Below are 17,717 nucleotides of genomic sequence, written 5' to 3'. Positions count from 1 at the left end.
GGATACTCCCGTGGGAATACCTCAGCGGGGTGCCTATTGCCTAAAGTAGCGCTATGCCCCGTTCATTGAGGATGGACAATGCGCGGCCCGGATAATCGGTAATGAGGCCATCCACACCATAATCCAGCATAAGGTGAATATCCGCGGCCTCATTTACCGTCCAGGGAAGCACCTGCAAGCCCTGCTCCTGGGACTCCACCACGGACTGAGCAGTGAGCATCGTGTAATCCGGGGAGAGAATCTGCACGCCGAGCTGCTTTGCCGCCGCATTTACGTCCCCACCTACCTCCCGATAATCAATCGGGGCAATCCAGGCAGAATCTTCTTTCCACGTGGTCTCATCGTAGAGCGCTGCCAAAGTCAAACCCGGCTCCTGCTCTTTGAACAGCGGCAGGGAGCGCCAATCAAAGGACTGAATGGTGCTGCGCTCCACGGCGTTATGCTCGCGGATAACCGGCAAAATGGCGGCCACAAACTCCTCCGGGGTGGCCGACTGCTCCGGGTTTTCCGCCTCAATCTTCGTTTCAATATTGAAGCGCATGGCCGGGTCCTTCTGCGCAATGGCGAAAACATCGCTCAGCCGAATCATCTTATTGCCCACCACCGGCTGCTGCTCGGGGTAAGCCTCCAGCTTCTTATCGCAGTTCAGGGTGCTCAACTGCGCCCAATTGAGCTTATTGACGTCCTTGCCCACATAGGGAAACTCCGGATCATTGGGGGTGGCCGGGGCGGTATCGGAACACTTATCTTCCTGGACCACCGGGTCATGCCAAACCACGGGGGTGCCGTCCTCGGCCACCACAATATCGAGTTCCAAGGTGCTCACCCCCTGAGCCACGGCGCTCTCGAAGGCGGTGGCAGACTCCTCCGTGTACTCCCCTCGCCCGCCGCGGTGGGCTTGGAGGTCGAAGGGGGTGGGCTCTTCTTGCGGCTGGGCCTGGTTTTGGGGCTGGGCGTAGGGTGCGCTGGAACCAACCGGAAGATAGGGGCTGTAACCAAAGTCTGCTCCGGGAAGAGCCGGGAGGCTCGGGAGTGCGGGGAGGCCGGGAATCACCGGGGTGCTGCTGGCTGCGTGAGCGGTGGTGGCAGCGGTTCCGGTGCTCAGGGTGATAAGGGCGGTGGCGGTCAATGCGGTGACGCGGGAGAAGAATCGTGACATAGCCAGCACGTTAGCAAGAGTGGAGGTGTTTGGCTGGGTGAACGGGGAAGGTCTGCTGCTAAGCCACTGGACGCCTACATGGTTCTACATTGGATATATCGCTGCCCTATCCACGATATGAAGCTAAGTCTCAGTACCGCAATAGAAAGAACAAGGCATGAACCTCAACATCACTCCCGATAGTTCCTACAAAGTAGGAGACCACATTAGTGGTTTCACGCAGGAAGAACTAGATGACATGGTTACCGAAGCCGAAGCAGGCTACGACATTGCTCCCGACGCATGGCTAGAGGGACCAGCCTCCATGCTCCATCATTTTCCCCAAGAGATACGCGCTGCCATTATTCAAGTTTGTCTTGATACCAACCAGTCTCCAAATGATGTTATTAAAAGCATCGTAGTGGAGCACTTCCACGGTTAGAGACTATAAAAGAAAAATAAGCCCTAAAGGGACATTCCAGCGCACAGGCCAAACATAGAAATATCCCCTGCCCAACATAGTTGCTGGTCAGGGGATATTTCCTAGTAGCGGGGGCAGGATTCGAACCTACGACCTCCGGGGTATCAAGCTAGCAAGCTGGCAAGCTGGCATTCTAGCTTGCTAGCTTGCCGACATGCCAGCATGCTTCCTTGCTAGCAAGCTGGCAAAGAAGTTTGACAGAAAGACCTCGCCCGTAGGCACGATAGGAGTAATGATTATCACATGCTTATATCAGACAGCCCATACCCACTCGGCATTCCCAATGCATGGAAGAATGAACTCCGCGAGTGGGAAATCTACCTGCGAGCTTCCGCCCTCAGTCCCCGATCTATCGACACACGGATCCGCCACCTACGCTATATCGCACGATCCATCACCACACCCCCACACCTGGTCACCTCCAGAGACATCATCCTCTGGTCAGGCAGTCGCGACTGGTCTCCGGAAAGCCGCCACGCTCTATACACCTCAGCCCGCGCCTTCTTCACTTGGAGATGCAAATGGTACCAGGCAGAAAACAACCCGACAGAGATACTGCCCTCGGTTCGGCGCACCACAGGAACACCTCGACCGATACCAGAAGGAGAACTCACAGGAGCACTCTTCACCGATAACCCTCGAACAAGCCTCATCTTACGACTCGCCGCAGAAGCAGGACTACGCAGGTCAGAGATCGCAGTGGTACACCGGGACGACATCGTCACCCATGAAGGCCACCACTACCTCACCGTCCATGGAAAAGGAAACAAAATCCGAACTATCCCCCTTACCCCTTCCTTACATCAGGCCATCACCACCTTCATGGGACCGACCCAGCACTGGCTCTTCCCCGGAGCAATCAACGGACACCTCTCACCGGGGAGAATTGGGATCATCGCCTCCAAAGCACTACCCGAAGGCTGGAGCCTCCATTCCCTACGCCATCGATTCGCCACACACGCCTACCACGCAACACATGACATCCTCGCCGTACAAGAAGCACTAGGACACAACTCACTAGAAACCACCCGCCGATACACCAAAGTCGCACCGAGCAGCCTGCACAAAATCACTACTGCCACAGAAATTCGACTCAGCTGCCCAGAACCACAACAGGAGAAAACATCATGAGCACCATCATCACCATCTGCCACCTTAAAGGGGGCACAGGTAAAACAACCACCACAATCCTCCTCGCAACCGCACTCACCCGTCTCGGATATAGCGTCACAGTCTACGATGCCGACCCGCAAGGGTCCGCATCCGAGTGGGAGGCCCAAGCCGCAGAGAATGGCAACCCCCTACACTTCTCCGTCACAGTGGCCAATCCGACGACCCTCACCCGTATCCACACGAACACCGACTACGTCCTCATCGATTGTCCGCCTGGTGGAACTGCCGCCATCAACACAGCAATCAAGGTGGCCGACGAGATCATCATCCCCACCAGTCCCAGCGAAATTGAAGTGGACCGCATGTGGGACACGCTCGCTCTAGCAGGGGATAAGACCGTGCGAGTCCTCATCACCAGCGCACGGTTAGGCACCAATGCGTTAAACAACATGAGGTCCGCACTGAAAAGCGAGCATGTCCCAACCTTCCGAACCGTGATTCCACTTCGTCAAAAAATCAAAGCCATGTGGGGCACCAACCCTTCAGGCTACCTACACGGATATGATTCCCTGGCCGATGCCATAGCAGGACCCATGAGACTGAAGGAAAGTGCCTAGACCATGAACAGCATGCTTCCGCGGCGCACGCGACCGACCACGAAAATCACACGCGCCGAAGACACTATGCTTAAAGCACAGGACAATCGTCCTAAACTAGCCATCAGGATCGATGCTTCCCTACGAAGCAGGTTCAAAGCCCATGCAGGAATGCGGGGAATCACGATGGAATCTCTCCTGAGCGATCTCATTGAGGATTACCTAGATGACAACGAGACCTAAACACATCAACGCCGCCACACCCCAAAGAGAAAAGAGCCGAGGTTCATGACAACCACAATCCATGCTCTTGACATCCCCTCCGCCACCGCCAGCATCTACGGAATCATATTCTGGGCAATACTACTGGGTCTCCCCCTTCTCGTCTTCATCCGAGGCAAGGGAATCATCAGTCGCACAGTCGGAGCTATATTCATGATACCATTTTCTGCGCTCCTTGCTTTTCTATGGGGACTATTCGGAATGGTTTTTGCATTCTCCGGAACTATCCTAGAGGAGACTAAAGATAATTATGTAAAAGAGCATAATGAAAGAGTGATAAGAAATGGTGAAGGGACCCTGATCCCAACACCCACTCTAGAGCCAGGGGAAAATCCCTTCGACAAAAGTTTTCACGGATACAAGTACGTGTACTACGAGAAATACGGCTGCGTACCGCAGGAAATCCTCTATCCATGCCCCGATTGGGTATTAGAACTTGACATGGCTGACGTCATGTCAGACTCCGAATAGCAGTAAGGAAATTGCCCTCCCACACAGGAGGGCAATTTCCTTATGCGCATTCCGGTCTATAGCACGTAGATGATGTATATAAGATTCATATTCGGCGCTTGTGCGCCTAGCGCCTCCGCTGTGGTGGCCAGTCTCGACCACCACAGCGGAGGCGAAAACCACCACCAGGATCGCGCAGCTAACCACAGAAGCGATGAAGCTGCCGCTCAGCTGGTCTCATCAGGAACATCACATATCCTTTCCGGGATACGTGGCCCCCTCTTTTTCACGACAGCCAGGGGGCTGCCACAACCTACTGCAGCATCCACCACGCTGCCTTGCCAGCAAGCCAGCAAGCCAGCAAGCCAGCAAGCCAGCAAGCCAGCAAGCCAGCAAGCCAGCAAGCCAGCAAGCCAGCAAGCCAGCAAGGATAAAGATACTCGCAGCATCATAAGGGGTACAACCGAGAGATCTCCGCCAGTACGCCCCCGACTTCCTCAGCGCCACTGCCACCATGTTCGGCGAAGCGATCCGGGATGCGTACCCCCAAAGCAACGGGCACCACCCTGAATCAGCTAAGAGAGAAACGGGCGACCCATGAACTTTGAAGAAGCACAGGAAGAATTCGTGGCCATCGAACCTTGCGTCGACTTCTTCGTCTTTAGACCGCAAGGTCAAGTGGCATGTCCGCGATGTCTCGCAATCGATCCCCTTTGACCAGGGTCTCCAACATCTCCTGTGCATCATCGGTGCCCACCTCTTCGGCAGCGCGCATCAGCTCTGGGAGGAAAGCATGGTAGACGATGTCAATGTCTCCTGTACCCAGCGCCAGTGACGCAATTCGCGACAGTGAAGGCTCTGCAGTAACCGCAACGATGTGTGGCGTCCTACCCTTGCGATTCCGAATGAGGTTAAGGGCCTCCGACCTCGTATTTTGCGATCGGTCACTTCGCATAGTCCATTTGCAAGATATGACAGCATGGACGAACTTTGGTATTTGGCCTGCTAGCTCGTCTTGGCGAATTGCGTTGGACGCACGGAATGGCGACATGAGCCCTGTGAGATCGTCAACGACCTGCTCCATACCAGAGTTGAGCTCTTCGTCAGTCACGGCATCACGCAGTAGCAGCACATCCGGGCTGACAGTGTAAGAATTGCCGAGGATCGACTGCAGCTCTCTATTGAGCTCGATTGCTCGCGCTAGATCATCAAGATGCCGGTAAGGGTGAAAGTGAGCCACGTGATCAGTGGCGCGTTTTCCTCCGACGTTCTGCACAGTCCAATTCCCTAGCCGAACAGCTGAGAGGTGAGGAAAGCTTGCTTCAACGAAATTCTTTACTGCGGTTTCGAAGTGTCCTCCGGCTGTTTGGCCAGGATTTTTTGCGAGTTCGAGTGCCCCTAGTTGACGTGCGGTATGTAGGGCGATGGCGCGTAAGGATGAAGGTGCCAAGCGATAAAAGAGCCCGTAAAGGCATTGAAACTGGGCAAATCTGAGAACAGTACGAGCAGGAGCGCATCACACGGAACGCCGGGCAGAGCGACTGTACAGACGCGCGCCTCGCGCCAACCGCGTGAGCGGAAACTCTCGTTGAAACGGCGTGCGAGGCCAGACTCCTGACCGCCTGCGAGAAGCAGATCATCAGTGATGACCTCGAACTCGTTGAGCGCGATGACAAGCTCGTTGAATAGTAACGGTTCGGTAGCCTGCAAAATCGTCGCAGCGTTACGCGTCTCCTGTATCTAGTAGCGAGACAGTATCTCTTCAGGAAAGACACTCGTATAGGAGTTGGTCAACTGCATGTATCCTAGAGTATCTAGCTAGCAAGCTGGCATTCTAGCTTGCTGACATGCCAGCAAGCTAGCAAGCTAAAAGCGATAAGCGCTAGGAAGACAGACGAGCAGACATCTCATCGACAGGGCTGAAACCATCCACAACTCCAGGCAACGTCGCAATATTCGACGATCCCACCTCCGGAGAGCTGTTCTCCGAGGATGCAGTCATGGGGGAACACGGAACTTCCACGTCGCGCCCTAGGGCTCGAGCCGTCATAGCAATCGCGCGGGGCGAGTACGTGATACCAAGATGCTCAGAGGCATCCAGACTACAGCCTTCCTGGAGAACATAGTTTTCTGCTCCAGGATCCGTGTACTGCGCCGCAGACAAGGGGGTAACGGCCTCATCAAACTTGCTAGCGATAGAAACATACTTCACACCGGGCACTTCGATGGGACCATCGTGCAGGGCCTTGTTGAAGTCGCTATTAGGCAGCAGGTCACGCACACTCGGGCTGGCAATCAAAGCAGTCACAAGGTTGCCCATGCCATTAAGGCCGTTGAGCTTTTCAAGCCCGTAGGACACTCCCAGCAACCCGGTACCGTGAAGAACACCAGCGATCGAGACAACCGTACCCACACCTTCACCGTGGACTTGCTTCGTATAAGCTGTGGCGATAGTAGCACCGGCTGAGTGCCCGACGAGATCAACCTTTTGCGCGCCAGTCATGGCCTTGACCTGGGCTATCTTTTCGCTGATCTCCGCAAGAGAATCATTGATAGGAGCCATAGCCCTAAACATCGGAATCGATCCTAGGACTGAGCTTCCATCCGGCTCCAGAGTGCCAGAAATCTTACCCACGTTAAAGGCATACACACACTTACCCATACCAGCAAGGTCTGGGGCCATAGCAGCAAAAGTTTGGTACGAGTTGGAATTGAGCCCGTGCAGAAGAATCACGGGATTCTCTCCAGGCTGCGGCACACATGCCACATTAGATCCCAAGGGGCTAATGTCCTCCGTGAGACCTTGCTTTGCCATCACATCAACAAAACCGTCAGCACGCTCCCCCTGCGGCCCCATGCCAGTCCACTCAAGCACATCACCACCAGCGCCGAACGCCGATTCGCTCGATCCAGGCTCAGCAAGAGCTTGCGCCCCCCCAGCAAAAGTCGCTATAGCCGCAGCACAGGCAAGCGATAGCCGTAAAGCTTTCATGAGATAGCGCACATCCTTCCAGAATAGGAAAATTCCTGCAAGTACAGGCAATATCCTAGAATAGAAGAAATGATCCAGACCTACAAGCAGAGACCACATGACATATACCACAATTTGGGCTTATAAAAAGCTACCATATGGTCTTAGGCAGCCGCCACCGCGCGAGACAACGATAGCGGTGGTGGCATGTCATCGCGATCACCTTAAAAATCTTTGGAACACGGTAGCGCCAATAAGACCAAGAACAGCGATAGCAAGGTAGAACCACATATGCTCCCCCGCAGTCTGAGGAACTGCGGGTATGCTACACTCAGACTGCGTCACAATACTTTTAGCATCTCGACCGCTGACGATGCCCTGAATCCAATCTTTACTATCACTAAGAGCAGTGATTGCTGCCCCTTGCGACGGCAGATCAGGGTTGCCCACATCAGTACCTGCGGTCATGACACCTGCGAGCCGCCCCTCCACAAAGAACGGCCCACCCGAATCCCCTGCCTGTACCCCCGCACCCGAAACAGATTTCGTAGCCATAAGAGTTCCGCCCATCAGCATAGGTGCCGCAGCAGATTCAGCCGGGAATTCTTCATTTTCCCCCGACGGAATTTCCGCCTTAAAATCTATTGCTTTCTCATCAAATTGAGCAGCACCCTCAGAGCCACCCCCAATTTGCCCAATAACCTCTTCGACCTTCATTTCAGACACAGGGAGCTGGTTCTTCCTTGCCATCCTAGAAAGATTACTCCACCCGTAAAAATTACCTTTTTCACCCTCCTGAGGAGTCCTGTCGGCTATGTCAGCAGGATGAATATCGGTCACCTTCTCCTCAAGACGCAGCAGACCAACATCAGAGACCGGTGATACAGCCCACGCATCCACGTTATAGACCTTGCCGCCTAAGCGCACTTGGCTCCCTTGATTATCCGTGGACTGTAGACAATGCCGAGCAGTAACAACCCATTGATCAGATATAAGAGTACCCGTGCAGTTACCAAAGCTACCAACTTTTCCAATTTTAAGAGCAGCAACAGAACTTGCCTCTTCACTACTTGGTGCGGATGAAGCGTGTTCCAGTGCATAAGATGGTACAGTGGTGGAAACTGCAATTCCCAGAGCAATAACGAAGGGGACTATTCTTGATGCCACCATAGTTAGTTCTCCTTTTCTTTCGGAACGATCTTATTTACCGACATGGAAACAAGCCGCTCGGCTGGCCCTTGGTGAAATTTTTTCTTCCATAAACTAGCAGCGAGAATAAACAGTGCAATAAACCCTACTGCAGTTGCCGTAGAATATAGGACCACGTTCTTCTGCCAGTAATAAGCAGTAAGAATATGGACAATGTAGAAAGTCAAGGACATGGAACCAAGAGCAGCAAAGGGATACAAAAGCTTCGGTACATAATCTCCCACAACTAGACAGATATGCATGATGACAGCACAGAGTGCGACAGAGAGCAGAATTTCCCCTAGCGCTCCGCTATGACCAGTAAATTGCAGCCAGTTCGGAACGCTTGTCTCAAACCTCAAGTACAGCCCTACCATAGATATAGGTAAGCAAACAGCGGTAATGAACAAACGTAGCCGCTGGGTATTCCTATGAGGATTAATGTACACCTCGTAGAGAATCATACCCGCAAGGAAATACGAAACCCATGCCATGATCGGATAGGTATTCGGCAAAGGCCGTGATGAATACAGTACCGTTGCGATCACCATAGACGCCAGGAAAAGTGCAATTTTCCACTTATAGTGAAAAGGCGGTACCCAGCATAGCAGAATCATAGATAATCCCATGGCAACAAGGACGATCTGTATCTCACCACCCACCGGCAATAAAACAATTCCCGCGAGAACAATAATACTTCCCCGTACAAGTATCCGCAGTAAACTATCAATATTGTTATTTGCGCTTACGAGCATCAGGGTTGTTCCGGCGATAATTGCAAACAAAGCAGCCGGAATACCGGAAATAATAACTTTTGCAGTCCACAGCAATGAAGCCATATGAGCGACAATCATACCCATAATTGCAATCGCCCTCACAACATCAACACCAATAATGCGAGATTGCAAAATCTATACCTCCTTCTTTAAATAAAGAAAATCCACTAAGGAAACTTACCTACCTCGAAGGTTGAAGTTTGTAAAACTTGCAACCTAAGAACAAGTATATAGATACATTTCGGAAATCGGTAAGAACGTGATACGACGCATGTGGGAAACATATAAGAGATTCATGTGAACGAATTCAGGCCTAAAGGAATCAACGCTAGGGGCACAGTCAAGTCAACTTCCGTGAAGGCTGCTCCCGAGATTCTACGCTGCACACGGGTGCCGAAAGGCCTCAACTATGGGCTTGCAGCATACAACCTTTACGGGGCTCTGCTACGGCGTACGTGGCTTACGCGTGATACACGCGCACGCGACGCAACCCCTTTTACCGTACTGCCTCCTTGCGATCACCACTGCACAAAGAGCACATTCTAAACCCCACGGCTGTAAACCACGTTGAACCGGGACTCGTGGATAGGATGATGTATCCTCCACGCTCGGAGCGGGTCCCCGCTGCTCGTATAGATTCCAACCAGATCCTCCGTGAGCTTCACCATCTAACTTTGCTGACCGACAACACAATATCAAGCGGTGAAAGCCCAAGGAAGCGATACCACCGAATTACTACGCAGGCCCGACAGCAAAAAATTAGGGACCCATATACTTGACTCACCACGAGAGTCTTATGCCCGCAACCGGCGTCATCTGGTTAATGATCATAACCGATTCTATATGAAGCGATGTCGTCAGGTGTAATTTCATCAGCGGGAACGAGTTGGTAATGAGCCTCGTTCCTGACACGCATGGCGTTGTCCTGTACTTCGAGTTCAAATAACGCAATTAGACCGTCGCTAGCAAACTGTGCTGCGACAGGACGTGCGATCATGTCCGGCCATCGCTGAGAACAAACAGCCAAGTCCTGTTCGGCTTGAGTGATGCCAATCTCGTCTGAGCCGCCCTTGGCCTGGACGGGGATGACAAACTGCCCCCCTGTCCGACGCAGTGCCCGCACGTAATGTATTACAAATACCATCGGGATGAAGTCGCAAAAATCGACTAATCGGCTCTGTCGTTCCGGGCTCAGTCTGCTCGAACCTCGTAATTGACTTTTCCGTATGAATAGTACGCGCAGATGAAGACAGTAGTTCGGGAGTAAGGGGACGTGGGCGCGAGAAGTCCAACGGGTCAGACTTTTCGCCACGTAAATACTTGGAATATAAAGAGGCCGAGAGGGGCCACTTTGTATTCACGGAGTCGACATGAAGCAACTCTTCAAAGGAATCCGCATCCGGTATATCCTCGATGGCCTCACGCACGCTGGGCCCTATCGGCAAATCGGTTGAGGTCACTATGGTGCCCTTTATGCTTCGTGGAGTGACGGTGGGCGCGGGATAATCAGGAAGTGGGACATCCGATCTTGCACCAAGGAGAATCATCCGCTTGCGCGATTGTGGCGTCCCATAATCAGCTGCCTGCAAAACGCGATACGGCTCAAGGATGCGGTATCCACCATCCCTTAGCAAAGCGATCACTTCGTCAAGAAGTTGACGGTGCTTACCTACTACCAAACCAGAGACATTCTCCATCAGACAATAGCGTGGCTTCAGTTCAACAACTAGTCGAACATATTCCTTCAGTAGGGCATTACGTGGATCATCAATCGCAAGCTTGCCGATTAGTGAAAATCCCTGGCACGGCGGCCCTCCGGCCACCAAGGCGATTTCCTGGTCGCGAATATCCGATTTCTCCCGAATCTCCCGACCACTGATCGTGGCTACATTTCGCGCAAATGTTTTCCCGTAAGGGAAGTTATATTCATGGACAGCAGCGTGGACTGGGTCGTACTCAACAGCAGCCGCGATGTCGAATCCAGCCTGCTCTAGACCGAGTGACAACCCCCCTGCACCAGCGAACAGATCCACTACAAGCGGCCTACGAACATCGATCGACACGCGTTTGAAAGTACCACAGCGCATGGCCTTGAAAGGAATTGAGCTGGCCACGCTTGCCCTAACGACACCTTCACCTTCCCACTACCTGTTTGTAGGTGATTCGTGTTCCTATCATCACTGCCAACACGTCGACTGCTTGTTGTTCTAGGCTCATGCGGCAGCGGGAGAGTCGGAAGCTGAACTCCGTAAGATAGAGCCGAAGGTGCGCAAGGCTTACGACATGGTACACACCGACGATGCCGCGCTTGAGTACTGACCATACAGACTCAATACCGTTGGTATGGATCCTGTCATCAACAACCTGCTTTGCTGAGTGGTTGACGCTATTGTGGTTGCCCCATCCGCGGTAGGCGGGGTGCTCATCACTGTAGAGGACTGTCTCCCGGCCAATGGTGCTATTGAGAAAATCCATGATCGTGACGGGAGTCGTATCGGGAAGATGCTTGGCCGTCACCTTGCCTTCACGAGTGCGTACACCCACAACAGCAGCCTTCCCCTTAGGCTCGCGTCCATCATGATTCTTCTTTGACTCATGCTTGTTGCGTTCTTTGCCACCGACGTAAGTCCCATCTGCTTCTACCACACCGGTAAAAGGCCAAGAGCCTCATTGTCGCACGCAGCGCGCAGGCGTTGCAGCATGAACCATGCAGACTTCTAAGTCACACCAATCTGGCGCGACAACTGCACCGAGCCGATTCCCTGCGGGAGGATACGAACAGATAGACCACGAAAATCCACTTATGCAAACCAATATGCGAGCGCTCCATCACCGTCCCCGTGCGCACAGTGAACTCCGCCCTACATGCAGACTCCCTGCACCAGAAATACCCAGGGCGAGACTCAAGCACATACGGAGTCCTCACGACCTCACACACAGGTCACACCTCCGGGAGTCGATCCTCACCCCAGCGCTGAGCCTCCAAGAGCACTCTTGCCGCCCCTTGGTCAGGGAATCTCTGAAACAAGTCCAATCAAACTGAGCTACTTCACAAGGGCTAGTTAAAAAAATCGTGGTGAAACAGGTATACAATCCTCGAATATATCATAACCCTACAGAATTCATCTCCCGATTCTCCCTATAACATTTTACTGCGAGGTAAATGAAAGCACCATACCCAATGACTGCCGCAGAGGCCATTGCCACAAGACTAACCGCCATCGACTCAGGAGAAATATTCCACAGGAAATGACAGCCGAAGCCAAGAGCAAAGAACGCCGCCGCCACCCCCCAACGCCAACGCATATACCTCCCCTCACTAAATAAAGCAAGGCCCAGACCAAAACCAATAATCCCAGAATAGACTGCGTGCTGGGCAGGTCCAGCAAGAGTCCGAATCATCCACACACCAACAACACCAGAGACATCAGAAGAAGGATCCAACAAACCAGCAACAGATCCGTAGCCAATATCCTCCAGAATAGTAAAACCGAGCCCGACAAAAAAACCTACAACAAGACCATGCCAAGGTTTATTCAAACTCCTAAAAGATAGGAGTATTAACAGGACCCCAACTGCCTTGCCAATCTCTTCTGGCCACGCGCCAGCGAAGGATGCGGCAAAAATCGAGAGGCCTAGCTGAGGAAAAAGATCTCTCATCCCCTGCCCCGATTCATATACGAGCGTCGTCACAGTTCCCGAGCCCCATAAAATCGCAGCAGGAAGCCACACCACATACCGAGAAGGAAGAAGCTTCAATAAAAAGAAAAGAGAACTAAAAATAACAATGTAGCACAGGCCAAAAAGGGAACCCAGGATCACGCCCGTAGGATTAAACTGAAGCGTAGCAGCAATATTGCGATAAATAGTTACCGCCCCCACAAAGAGACCGGAAATAAAAATTAAAACAAAAGGAAGCCGATTAGTTTCTTGGCTGGAAGACTTAATCACCTACATTATCTCCTATCTTTTCTGCAACACTATCCACATCGGAGATGTTCCCCGTAATGACAGTAACAACTTCCTTGCCGTTCTTCTCGAAAGAAACTGCAAGAATTTTCTCGGCTTCATCAACATGAGAAATACCGAGCTCTTCGGCCTGCATAGAATCAAGAGACAAAACATGAAACTGTCCGTCTTGCGTGGAATTCTGCATCGGAAGCTTCGATGAATGCGCCGCACGAAGCATACGCCGAAGAGTCAAGTCAGGATCATCGGTGACCCCAACCGCTATAGTAGATACCTTAGCGTCACCACAATGGTAAGTTGTCATAAGACTCAGGGAATCGTTACGGCACTCAAGATCTTCCAGAACCACAGAAGCCTCACCCTCCCCAAGCTCAACCGCCTTAAGCTCACTGACCTCATGAAGTGGGGGGAGAGCGTGGGAAATGACATTGGGCACCGCAATCAGGGCAAAGACCCCGCAGACAAGACCACCAGCACACAGCCAGGATCTCTTTACATCAGAAAGCATAGGATAACCATATCGAACTGCCAGATAAAAACCAACAACAACTTCGAACTAGTGGATGCCTGGCCCCACGCGCGTCGTTGACGCTCAATAGTGAGACCGCCCATGTACGGATCAAGCGAGTTCAGCAGATAAATAGCTACCCGAAGCGATACAACAGCAAGACGAGAGATGGTCATGCACATCAAAATGCTGTGAAGCTAGATTGAAACGAAAATCCATTCACATCGCTTAGCTATCACGTTGATATTTTCCAACCATATGATCGCATCCGCGAGATTCCAGAGAGACCCGCTCATTCTATCAGTTTTGGAATAATCATGAGAAGGTTTGCACCAGGTGTGTAGGTTAAGGAGGAACGCCCATTCTTACCCTCTCGTCTACCCAGTCGGGGCCATAGGAGGCACACAACACCACACACCGATCAGGGGGAAAAATTTCGACACGGTACGATACACATCATGGACCGTCCCCCCCCCACCCAGAGGAAAATCACGGGCGGTGCAGTCGGATAGCCACCACCCCGGCAAGCGGTATCCAGGTGGGTGCTACCGCGTGCGAACATCCCGGTTACCCCAACACGGCAACCATAGGCATAGGCGAACCGGGTGCGTAAGAGAACCTCAAGGGGGTGCAGGAGCTCATCACAGACAGCCATCAGCTCCTGCTCTGCGTCATAGAGAGCGCGAATCGTCTCAAATGAGGCACCCTTGAAGAACTGGTTGTCGCCCCGTGCTGGGTCATGCTGCCAATGCCGGAAGTATCCGGAGAAGCGATAGTAGTTGACCCGCGCGAGAAATTCAGCTGCAGATGCCTCGTCATCGATGCGCATACCGCGCTGACCGAGTAGCTCTACCTGTTGCTCGTAGCTCAACCAATCCTTCGGCATCGGGTATGCCTCCATAGAAATGAAAGGCCCCGGTCATTTGTGCATTCCCCTCACGGGGAAGAGGCCTGACCGGGGATCTATTGCAACCCACTATACAGCACCTCTCCCAACGGATACAAAGTTGCTGCTGTCAGGGTGTCCGGATTCGCGTGGGCTCAGGGGCGTATGCGTGAGAGCCCGACGCGGTCGCACCCGTGGCTTGCTGGAATTCACGTCAATCCTGGCTCTTAGAAGGAGCCAGTCATGGCTACGAGAGATCTATCGGTATTCGCCATAGGACCATCATACGCCCTGCCGCCGCACCACAGTCAGCGCGATCCCCGATCCGGCTCAGTCTCACCATGAATGGCATACCAACAAAAAAGTTTGCGCGGTACGCACGCCCAGACTGAGCTGCCTAGGGGCAACGAGTCCGGCGACGAGATTCAACCTCAGAGCAAAGCACACACAGGTTACGGCGGGGGCAGTGCAGTCGGATAGCCACCACCCCGGCAAGCGGTATCCAGGTGAGTGCTACCGCGAGCATACGCACGTGGAAGCCCTCTGCGTGCAGGTTTTAGGCGGCGTTCATGGAACTCCGGTGGTTGCGCACGCGGTTGAACAGCTTTGTTCCTACGGTGACGGTCGCTTGGTCCGCTTCACTGTTCCGGGCGCTTTCGGCTTCCGCTTTCCCGACGTACAACACCCAGAAGCCCGGCTGCTCGCGGTTGCACTCAGCGAGGAGCTCGTAGGCGGGAAAGTCGCCGGTGTAGTACAAGGCATAGATCCCAGCACCATCAAATCGCTGGATTTCGGTCAATAGGACGACGGGTTCGTCGTCTAGGGCGCGGGCGATGGAGACACCGAGGTTGCCATAAGGACAGGGGATCGAAGGCCATCATTTAGCTCACCGCCCGGAGGTGTCCTTGAATGGGCAGTTGGTGTATGTGACGCATGGCGGTGTCTCGTTCGAGGTGTTTTGCCACGCTGAGCATCACGATCTGGGCGAGGTGGACGGGCACGGCGTTGCCGAGTTGACGTAGTGCTTCTACCTAGGCCCCATGGAGGGCATAGCGGTCGGGGAAGGTCTGGATGCGGGCGGCTTCGCGTGTGCTTCCATGAGCCGTTCCGCGCTGACGTGTAACGCCATCAACCGAGGAGGGGGTGCGGAGTGCGCCCTGCGTTGGCGAGTTCAGGTTGAGGGGGTAGTTCTACTCATGGCTCACGCAGGCAAAGCACAATTCATGCGACTTTCAACTTGTGCAATGAGCCACCGGCCGTACAGCTCGATACTATCCCAATCGACCTTACGGTTGCCGTCATTGTCATAGCTGACCGGCACCATAAAGCGCGTCTTCGCCAATCTAGTTGCACTCGCCTTATGTCCCCACGAGAATTTTTCTAACGCGCGTTTGAGGCTAGCCACCAACACAAGGGCACTTGCCTCACTTAGCGAAGAGGATCGGAGCTCAAATACCTTTGTCGCACCGTAAAACGGTACCGGTTGATAGGCCACCACCTGTGTGTCGATACCAACTGTAATTGCGTTTCCTGGATTCGGGTGTTGCTGTTGTTCACTGATAAAACCCGCAACGCTGTTGGCATTGGCCGAGTTCGTAACGTGGGGATAAAGGGCGAGGCCCGCTACAACCTCGTTCAAGTTTAGCCAGGAAGGCACCTGCCTATACGTTTGAAAGACATCCGTGATCAGCATTGGCTCGAAGGTCAGCACAGGTGCCTCCCCGACATGATCCGTGACAGATGGTCGAGCACGGTGTGTGTGCGTGTGTGGATTTCAGTAAACAGTTCGCGACCGAATTCGGATATGCCGTCCCAGTCGACGACGATTTCACCCGAGCTGGAAACGGTCACGGGAACCATGATCTTTGTTGCCTTCAAGCGGACCAGGGATGCTCCGTTACCCCACTGGAATTTTCCCATTTGTTGCCGAAGTAGTGTCACAAGGACCGGCCCTGTAAGCTCGTTTAGTCGATGATGTCGGAGAACCTGAATCTTCACTGACGTATAGAACGGCATGGGTTGATAAAAGACTGTTTGTGTATCAACGCCAATAGTGATCGCGTGTTCCGGATTAGGGGGAAGACTCTGCTTCCCGATGACGTCTTCAAGGCCGTTAGCCATTGCGGACCGACTCACATATGCAAACTGCCCAGCAGAACTGACTACCTTGTTCTTGTCGTACCACGCCTGAGATGCCTGCATCGACTCAAACACGTCAGTAATCAGCATTGGCTGGAATTTCAGCGTGTCGTAGATGCTCATTTGACATCCTTTTCTACGTCTTTGGCCGGGGTGATGAGATCACCCAGTCCATGCGTGTGCATGTTGACTTGCCAGGTCACGTAGTCGGCAACGGTCGAAAGGAACTCTTCCTCTGTTGGTGGCTGGTCATTGAAATAGAAGTAGCTGTGTTGCCACTCATCTGTCGCCGTGACTTCAGTACGTACGATGAAGTGCGTGTCGTCTGGTACGCCGTCGTTAAAGACTGACATTAGATGCTTGCGACGATCCTCGGCCCGCCCATCGTCTACAAGTCCGACGTGTTGGCGAACCTTATATCCGTCATCCTTGAAATCAATGAAAGCTGTCTTTTTGTGTTCAGGATGAGGCACCCCTGCAGTGAACAGTGCAACTACGACGTGAGTCCCGATGCCGTGGAATGTGTCAGGGTTCATGGTCAGCACTGCGTCAAGCGTGTGCTTCTTCATGATTGCGGCCTTCAAGGCCTTGTCTTCGCGGGTCTTGCCTACCATCGCCGATTGGGGGACGATAGCGGCTAAACGCCCTCGTACTTCCAACAAGTCAAGCGCGTAGCTGATGAACGACAATTCAGAAAGATGTCGAGTCGTCTTGTCCTTCGATTGTGAATACGGAGGATTCATCAGCACCTTTGTAAAACCTTCTAGCCGTCCTGGACGCTCCGGATCATAGGGGAAGAATCCGTCACGTGTTACGTCGAAGATCGAATTGCGCTGGAAGTTCGCTTTACCGTCCCCTCGAAGAATCATGTTCGTCGTTCCAACAGCGAACAGCTTTTCCTGCAGTTCTACGCCATGGAGTTGGAACCGTTTGATTTCATTGAGTTTACCCTCCAGCTTGTCAGAGTCTTCTTTGAACCTGACTACTGCGTCATTGAACATCTGACGCATCGCCGCAATAAGAAAGGATGCTGAGCCTGCTGTGGGATCTAGAACAACGTCATCACAGTTGACGTCGATAAGCTCCGACATCAAATCCGTGATGTGGTGTGGTGTAAGCACGATGCCAAGGGAATTGCCGTCCGATCCGCCGTACTTGACAAACTCCCCGTAGAAGTTTCCAAGCACGTCAAACGCCGAATAGGTTGGGTCAGATACGAC

Annotated in this window: 19 protein-coding genes; 4 read left to right on the top strand and 15 right to left on the bottom strand. The window is 52.9% G+C overall.

Features of this window, described 5'->3' with window-relative positions; all coding sequences use genetic code 11:
* Positions 1-40: 40 nt before the first annotated feature.
* Positions 41-1,159, bottom strand: coding sequence for a glycerophosphodiester phosphodiesterase family protein (locus Clow_RS03250; RefSeq protein ID WP_055176128.1), 1,119 nt, complete (start codon positions 1,157-1,159; stop codon positions 41-43).
* Positions 1,160-1,316: 157 nt separating this feature from the next.
* Here Clow_RS03250 and Clow_RS03245 point away from each other — a divergent pair, with 157 nt between their 5' ends.
* The 4 genes from Clow_RS03245 to Clow_RS03225 all read left to right on the top strand — a co-directional run bounded on the left by Clow_RS03245 (position 1,317) and on the right by Clow_RS03225 (position 4,081).
* Positions 1,317-1,580: a hypothetical protein gene (locus tag Clow_RS03245; RefSeq protein WP_055176125.1), complete on the top strand. Its 264-nt coding sequence runs from the start codon at positions 1,317-1,319 to the stop codon at positions 1,578-1,580.
* Between the two features lie 282 nt (positions 1,581-1,862).
* A complete protein-coding gene (locus Clow_RS12225; protein ID WP_082418488.1) occupies positions 1,863-2,750 on the top strand; it encodes a tyrosine-type recombinase/integrase in 888 nt (295 codons plus the stop codon).
* Positions 2,747-3,349 (top strand): AAA family ATPase, encoded by a 603-nt coding sequence (locus Clow_RS03235; protein ID WP_055176120.1) that lies wholly within the window; start codon positions 2,747-2,749, stop codon positions 3,347-3,349. The genes Clow_RS12225 and Clow_RS03235 overlap by 4 nt, the downstream gene beginning before the upstream one ends.
* A gap of 267 nt (positions 3,350-3,616) precedes the next feature.
* Positions 3,617-4,081 carry a hypothetical protein gene (locus tag Clow_RS03225; protein WP_055176114.1) on the top strand — a complete coding sequence of 155 codons (465 nt, stop codon included), beginning with the start codon at positions 3,617-3,619 and terminating at the stop codon, positions 4,079-4,081.
* A 640-nt stretch (positions 4,082-4,721) separates the two neighbouring features.
* Here Clow_RS03225 and Clow_RS03220 read toward each other — a convergent pair.
* The 14 genes from Clow_RS03220 to Clow_RS11945 form a co-directional block, all read right to left on the bottom strand.
* Positions 4,722-5,510, bottom strand: a complete 789-nt coding sequence (locus tag Clow_RS03220; protein ID WP_082418487.1) for an NgoMIV family type II restriction endonuclease — start codon at positions 5,508-5,510, stop codon at positions 4,722-4,724.
* The gene (locus Clow_RS12280) at positions 5,459-5,800 is read right to left on the bottom strand and encodes a BglII/BstYI family type II restriction endonuclease (RefSeq protein ID WP_483772854.1); all 342 of its coding nucleotides are present in this window, start codon (positions 5,798-5,800) and stop codon (positions 5,459-5,461) included. The genes Clow_RS03220 and Clow_RS12280 overlap by 52 nt, the downstream gene beginning before the upstream one ends.
* A 142-nt stretch (positions 5,801-5,942) precedes the next feature.
* Positions 5,943-7,151 (bottom strand): esterase/lipase family protein, encoded by a 1,209-nt coding sequence (locus Clow_RS03215; RefSeq protein WP_245625675.1) that lies wholly within the window; start codon positions 7,149-7,151, stop codon positions 5,943-5,945.
* 99 nt (positions 7,152-7,250) lie between these two features.
* Positions 7,251-8,201: a trypsin-like serine protease gene (locus tag Clow_RS03210; RefSeq protein ID WP_055176110.1), complete on the bottom strand. Its 951-nt coding sequence runs from the start codon at positions 8,199-8,201 to the stop codon at positions 7,251-7,253.
* 2 nt (positions 8,202-8,203) lie between these two features.
* Positions 8,204-9,073, bottom strand: a complete 870-nt coding sequence (locus Clow_RS03205) for a DUF418 domain-containing protein (RefSeq protein WP_082418510.1) — start codon at positions 9,071-9,073, stop codon at positions 8,204-8,206.
* Between the two features lie 884 nt (positions 9,074-9,957).
* The gene (locus tag Clow_RS11335; protein ID WP_211256915.1) at positions 9,958-11,109 is read right to left on the bottom strand and encodes a DNA cytosine methyltransferase; all 1,152 of its coding nucleotides are present in this window, start codon (positions 11,107-11,109) and stop codon (positions 9,958-9,960) included.
* Between the two features lie 19 nt (positions 11,110-11,128).
* Positions 11,129-11,641 carry an IS1595 family transposase gene (locus tag Clow_RS11665; protein WP_156334570.1) on the bottom strand — a complete coding sequence of 171 codons (513 nt, stop codon included), beginning with the start codon at positions 11,639-11,641 and terminating at the stop codon, positions 11,129-11,131.
* 459 nt (positions 11,642-12,100) lie between these two features.
* Positions 12,101-12,946, bottom strand: coding sequence for a PrsW family intramembrane metalloprotease (locus Clow_RS11325; RefSeq protein ID WP_082418486.1), 846 nt, complete (start codon positions 12,944-12,946; stop codon positions 12,101-12,103).
* The gene (locus tag Clow_RS11660; protein ID WP_156334568.1) at positions 12,939-13,472 is read right to left on the bottom strand and encodes a hypothetical protein; all 534 of its coding nucleotides are present in this window, start codon (positions 13,470-13,472) and stop codon (positions 12,939-12,941) included. Before Clow_RS11660 ends, Clow_RS11325 begins: the two co-directional genes overlap by 8 nt.
* Before the next feature lie 421 nt (positions 13,473-13,893).
* Positions 13,894-14,358: an Abi family protein gene (locus Clow_RS03180; RefSeq protein WP_055176094.1), complete on the bottom strand. Its 465-nt coding sequence runs from the start codon at positions 14,356-14,358 to the stop codon at positions 13,894-13,896.
* Between the two features lie 556 nt (positions 14,359-14,914).
* Positions 14,915-15,157: an Eco29kI family restriction endonuclease gene (locus Clow_RS11950; RefSeq protein WP_055176091.1), complete on the bottom strand. Its 243-nt coding sequence runs from the start codon at positions 15,155-15,157 to the stop codon at positions 14,915-14,917.
* A 402-nt stretch (positions 15,158-15,559) separates the two neighbouring features.
* On the bottom strand, positions 15,560-16,069 hold the full coding sequence (locus Clow_RS03170) for a restriction endonuclease subunit S (RefSeq protein ID WP_055176087.1): 510 nt from the start codon (positions 16,067-16,069) through the stop codon (positions 15,560-15,562).
* Positions 16,063-16,620, bottom strand: a complete 558-nt coding sequence (locus Clow_RS03165) for a restriction endonuclease subunit S (RefSeq protein WP_055176084.1) — start codon at positions 16,618-16,620, stop codon at positions 16,063-16,065. The genes Clow_RS03170 and Clow_RS03165 overlap by 7 nt, the downstream gene beginning before the upstream one ends.
* On the bottom strand, positions 16,617-17,684 hold the full coding sequence (locus Clow_RS11945; RefSeq protein ID WP_211256914.1) for an HsdM family class I SAM-dependent methyltransferase: 1,068 nt from the start codon (positions 17,682-17,684) through the stop codon (positions 16,617-16,619). Before Clow_RS11945 ends, Clow_RS03165 begins: the two co-directional genes overlap by 4 nt.
* Positions 17,685-17,717: the final 33 nt, after the last annotated feature.

This window comes from Corynebacterium lowii, assembly GCF_001412085.1.
Taxonomy (GTDB): Bacteria; Actinomycetota; Actinomycetes; order Mycobacteriales; family Mycobacteriaceae; genus Corynebacterium; species Corynebacterium lowii.
Note: the sequence above shows the minus strand (reverse complement) of the source record. Positions and strands in the feature narration are given on the sequence as shown.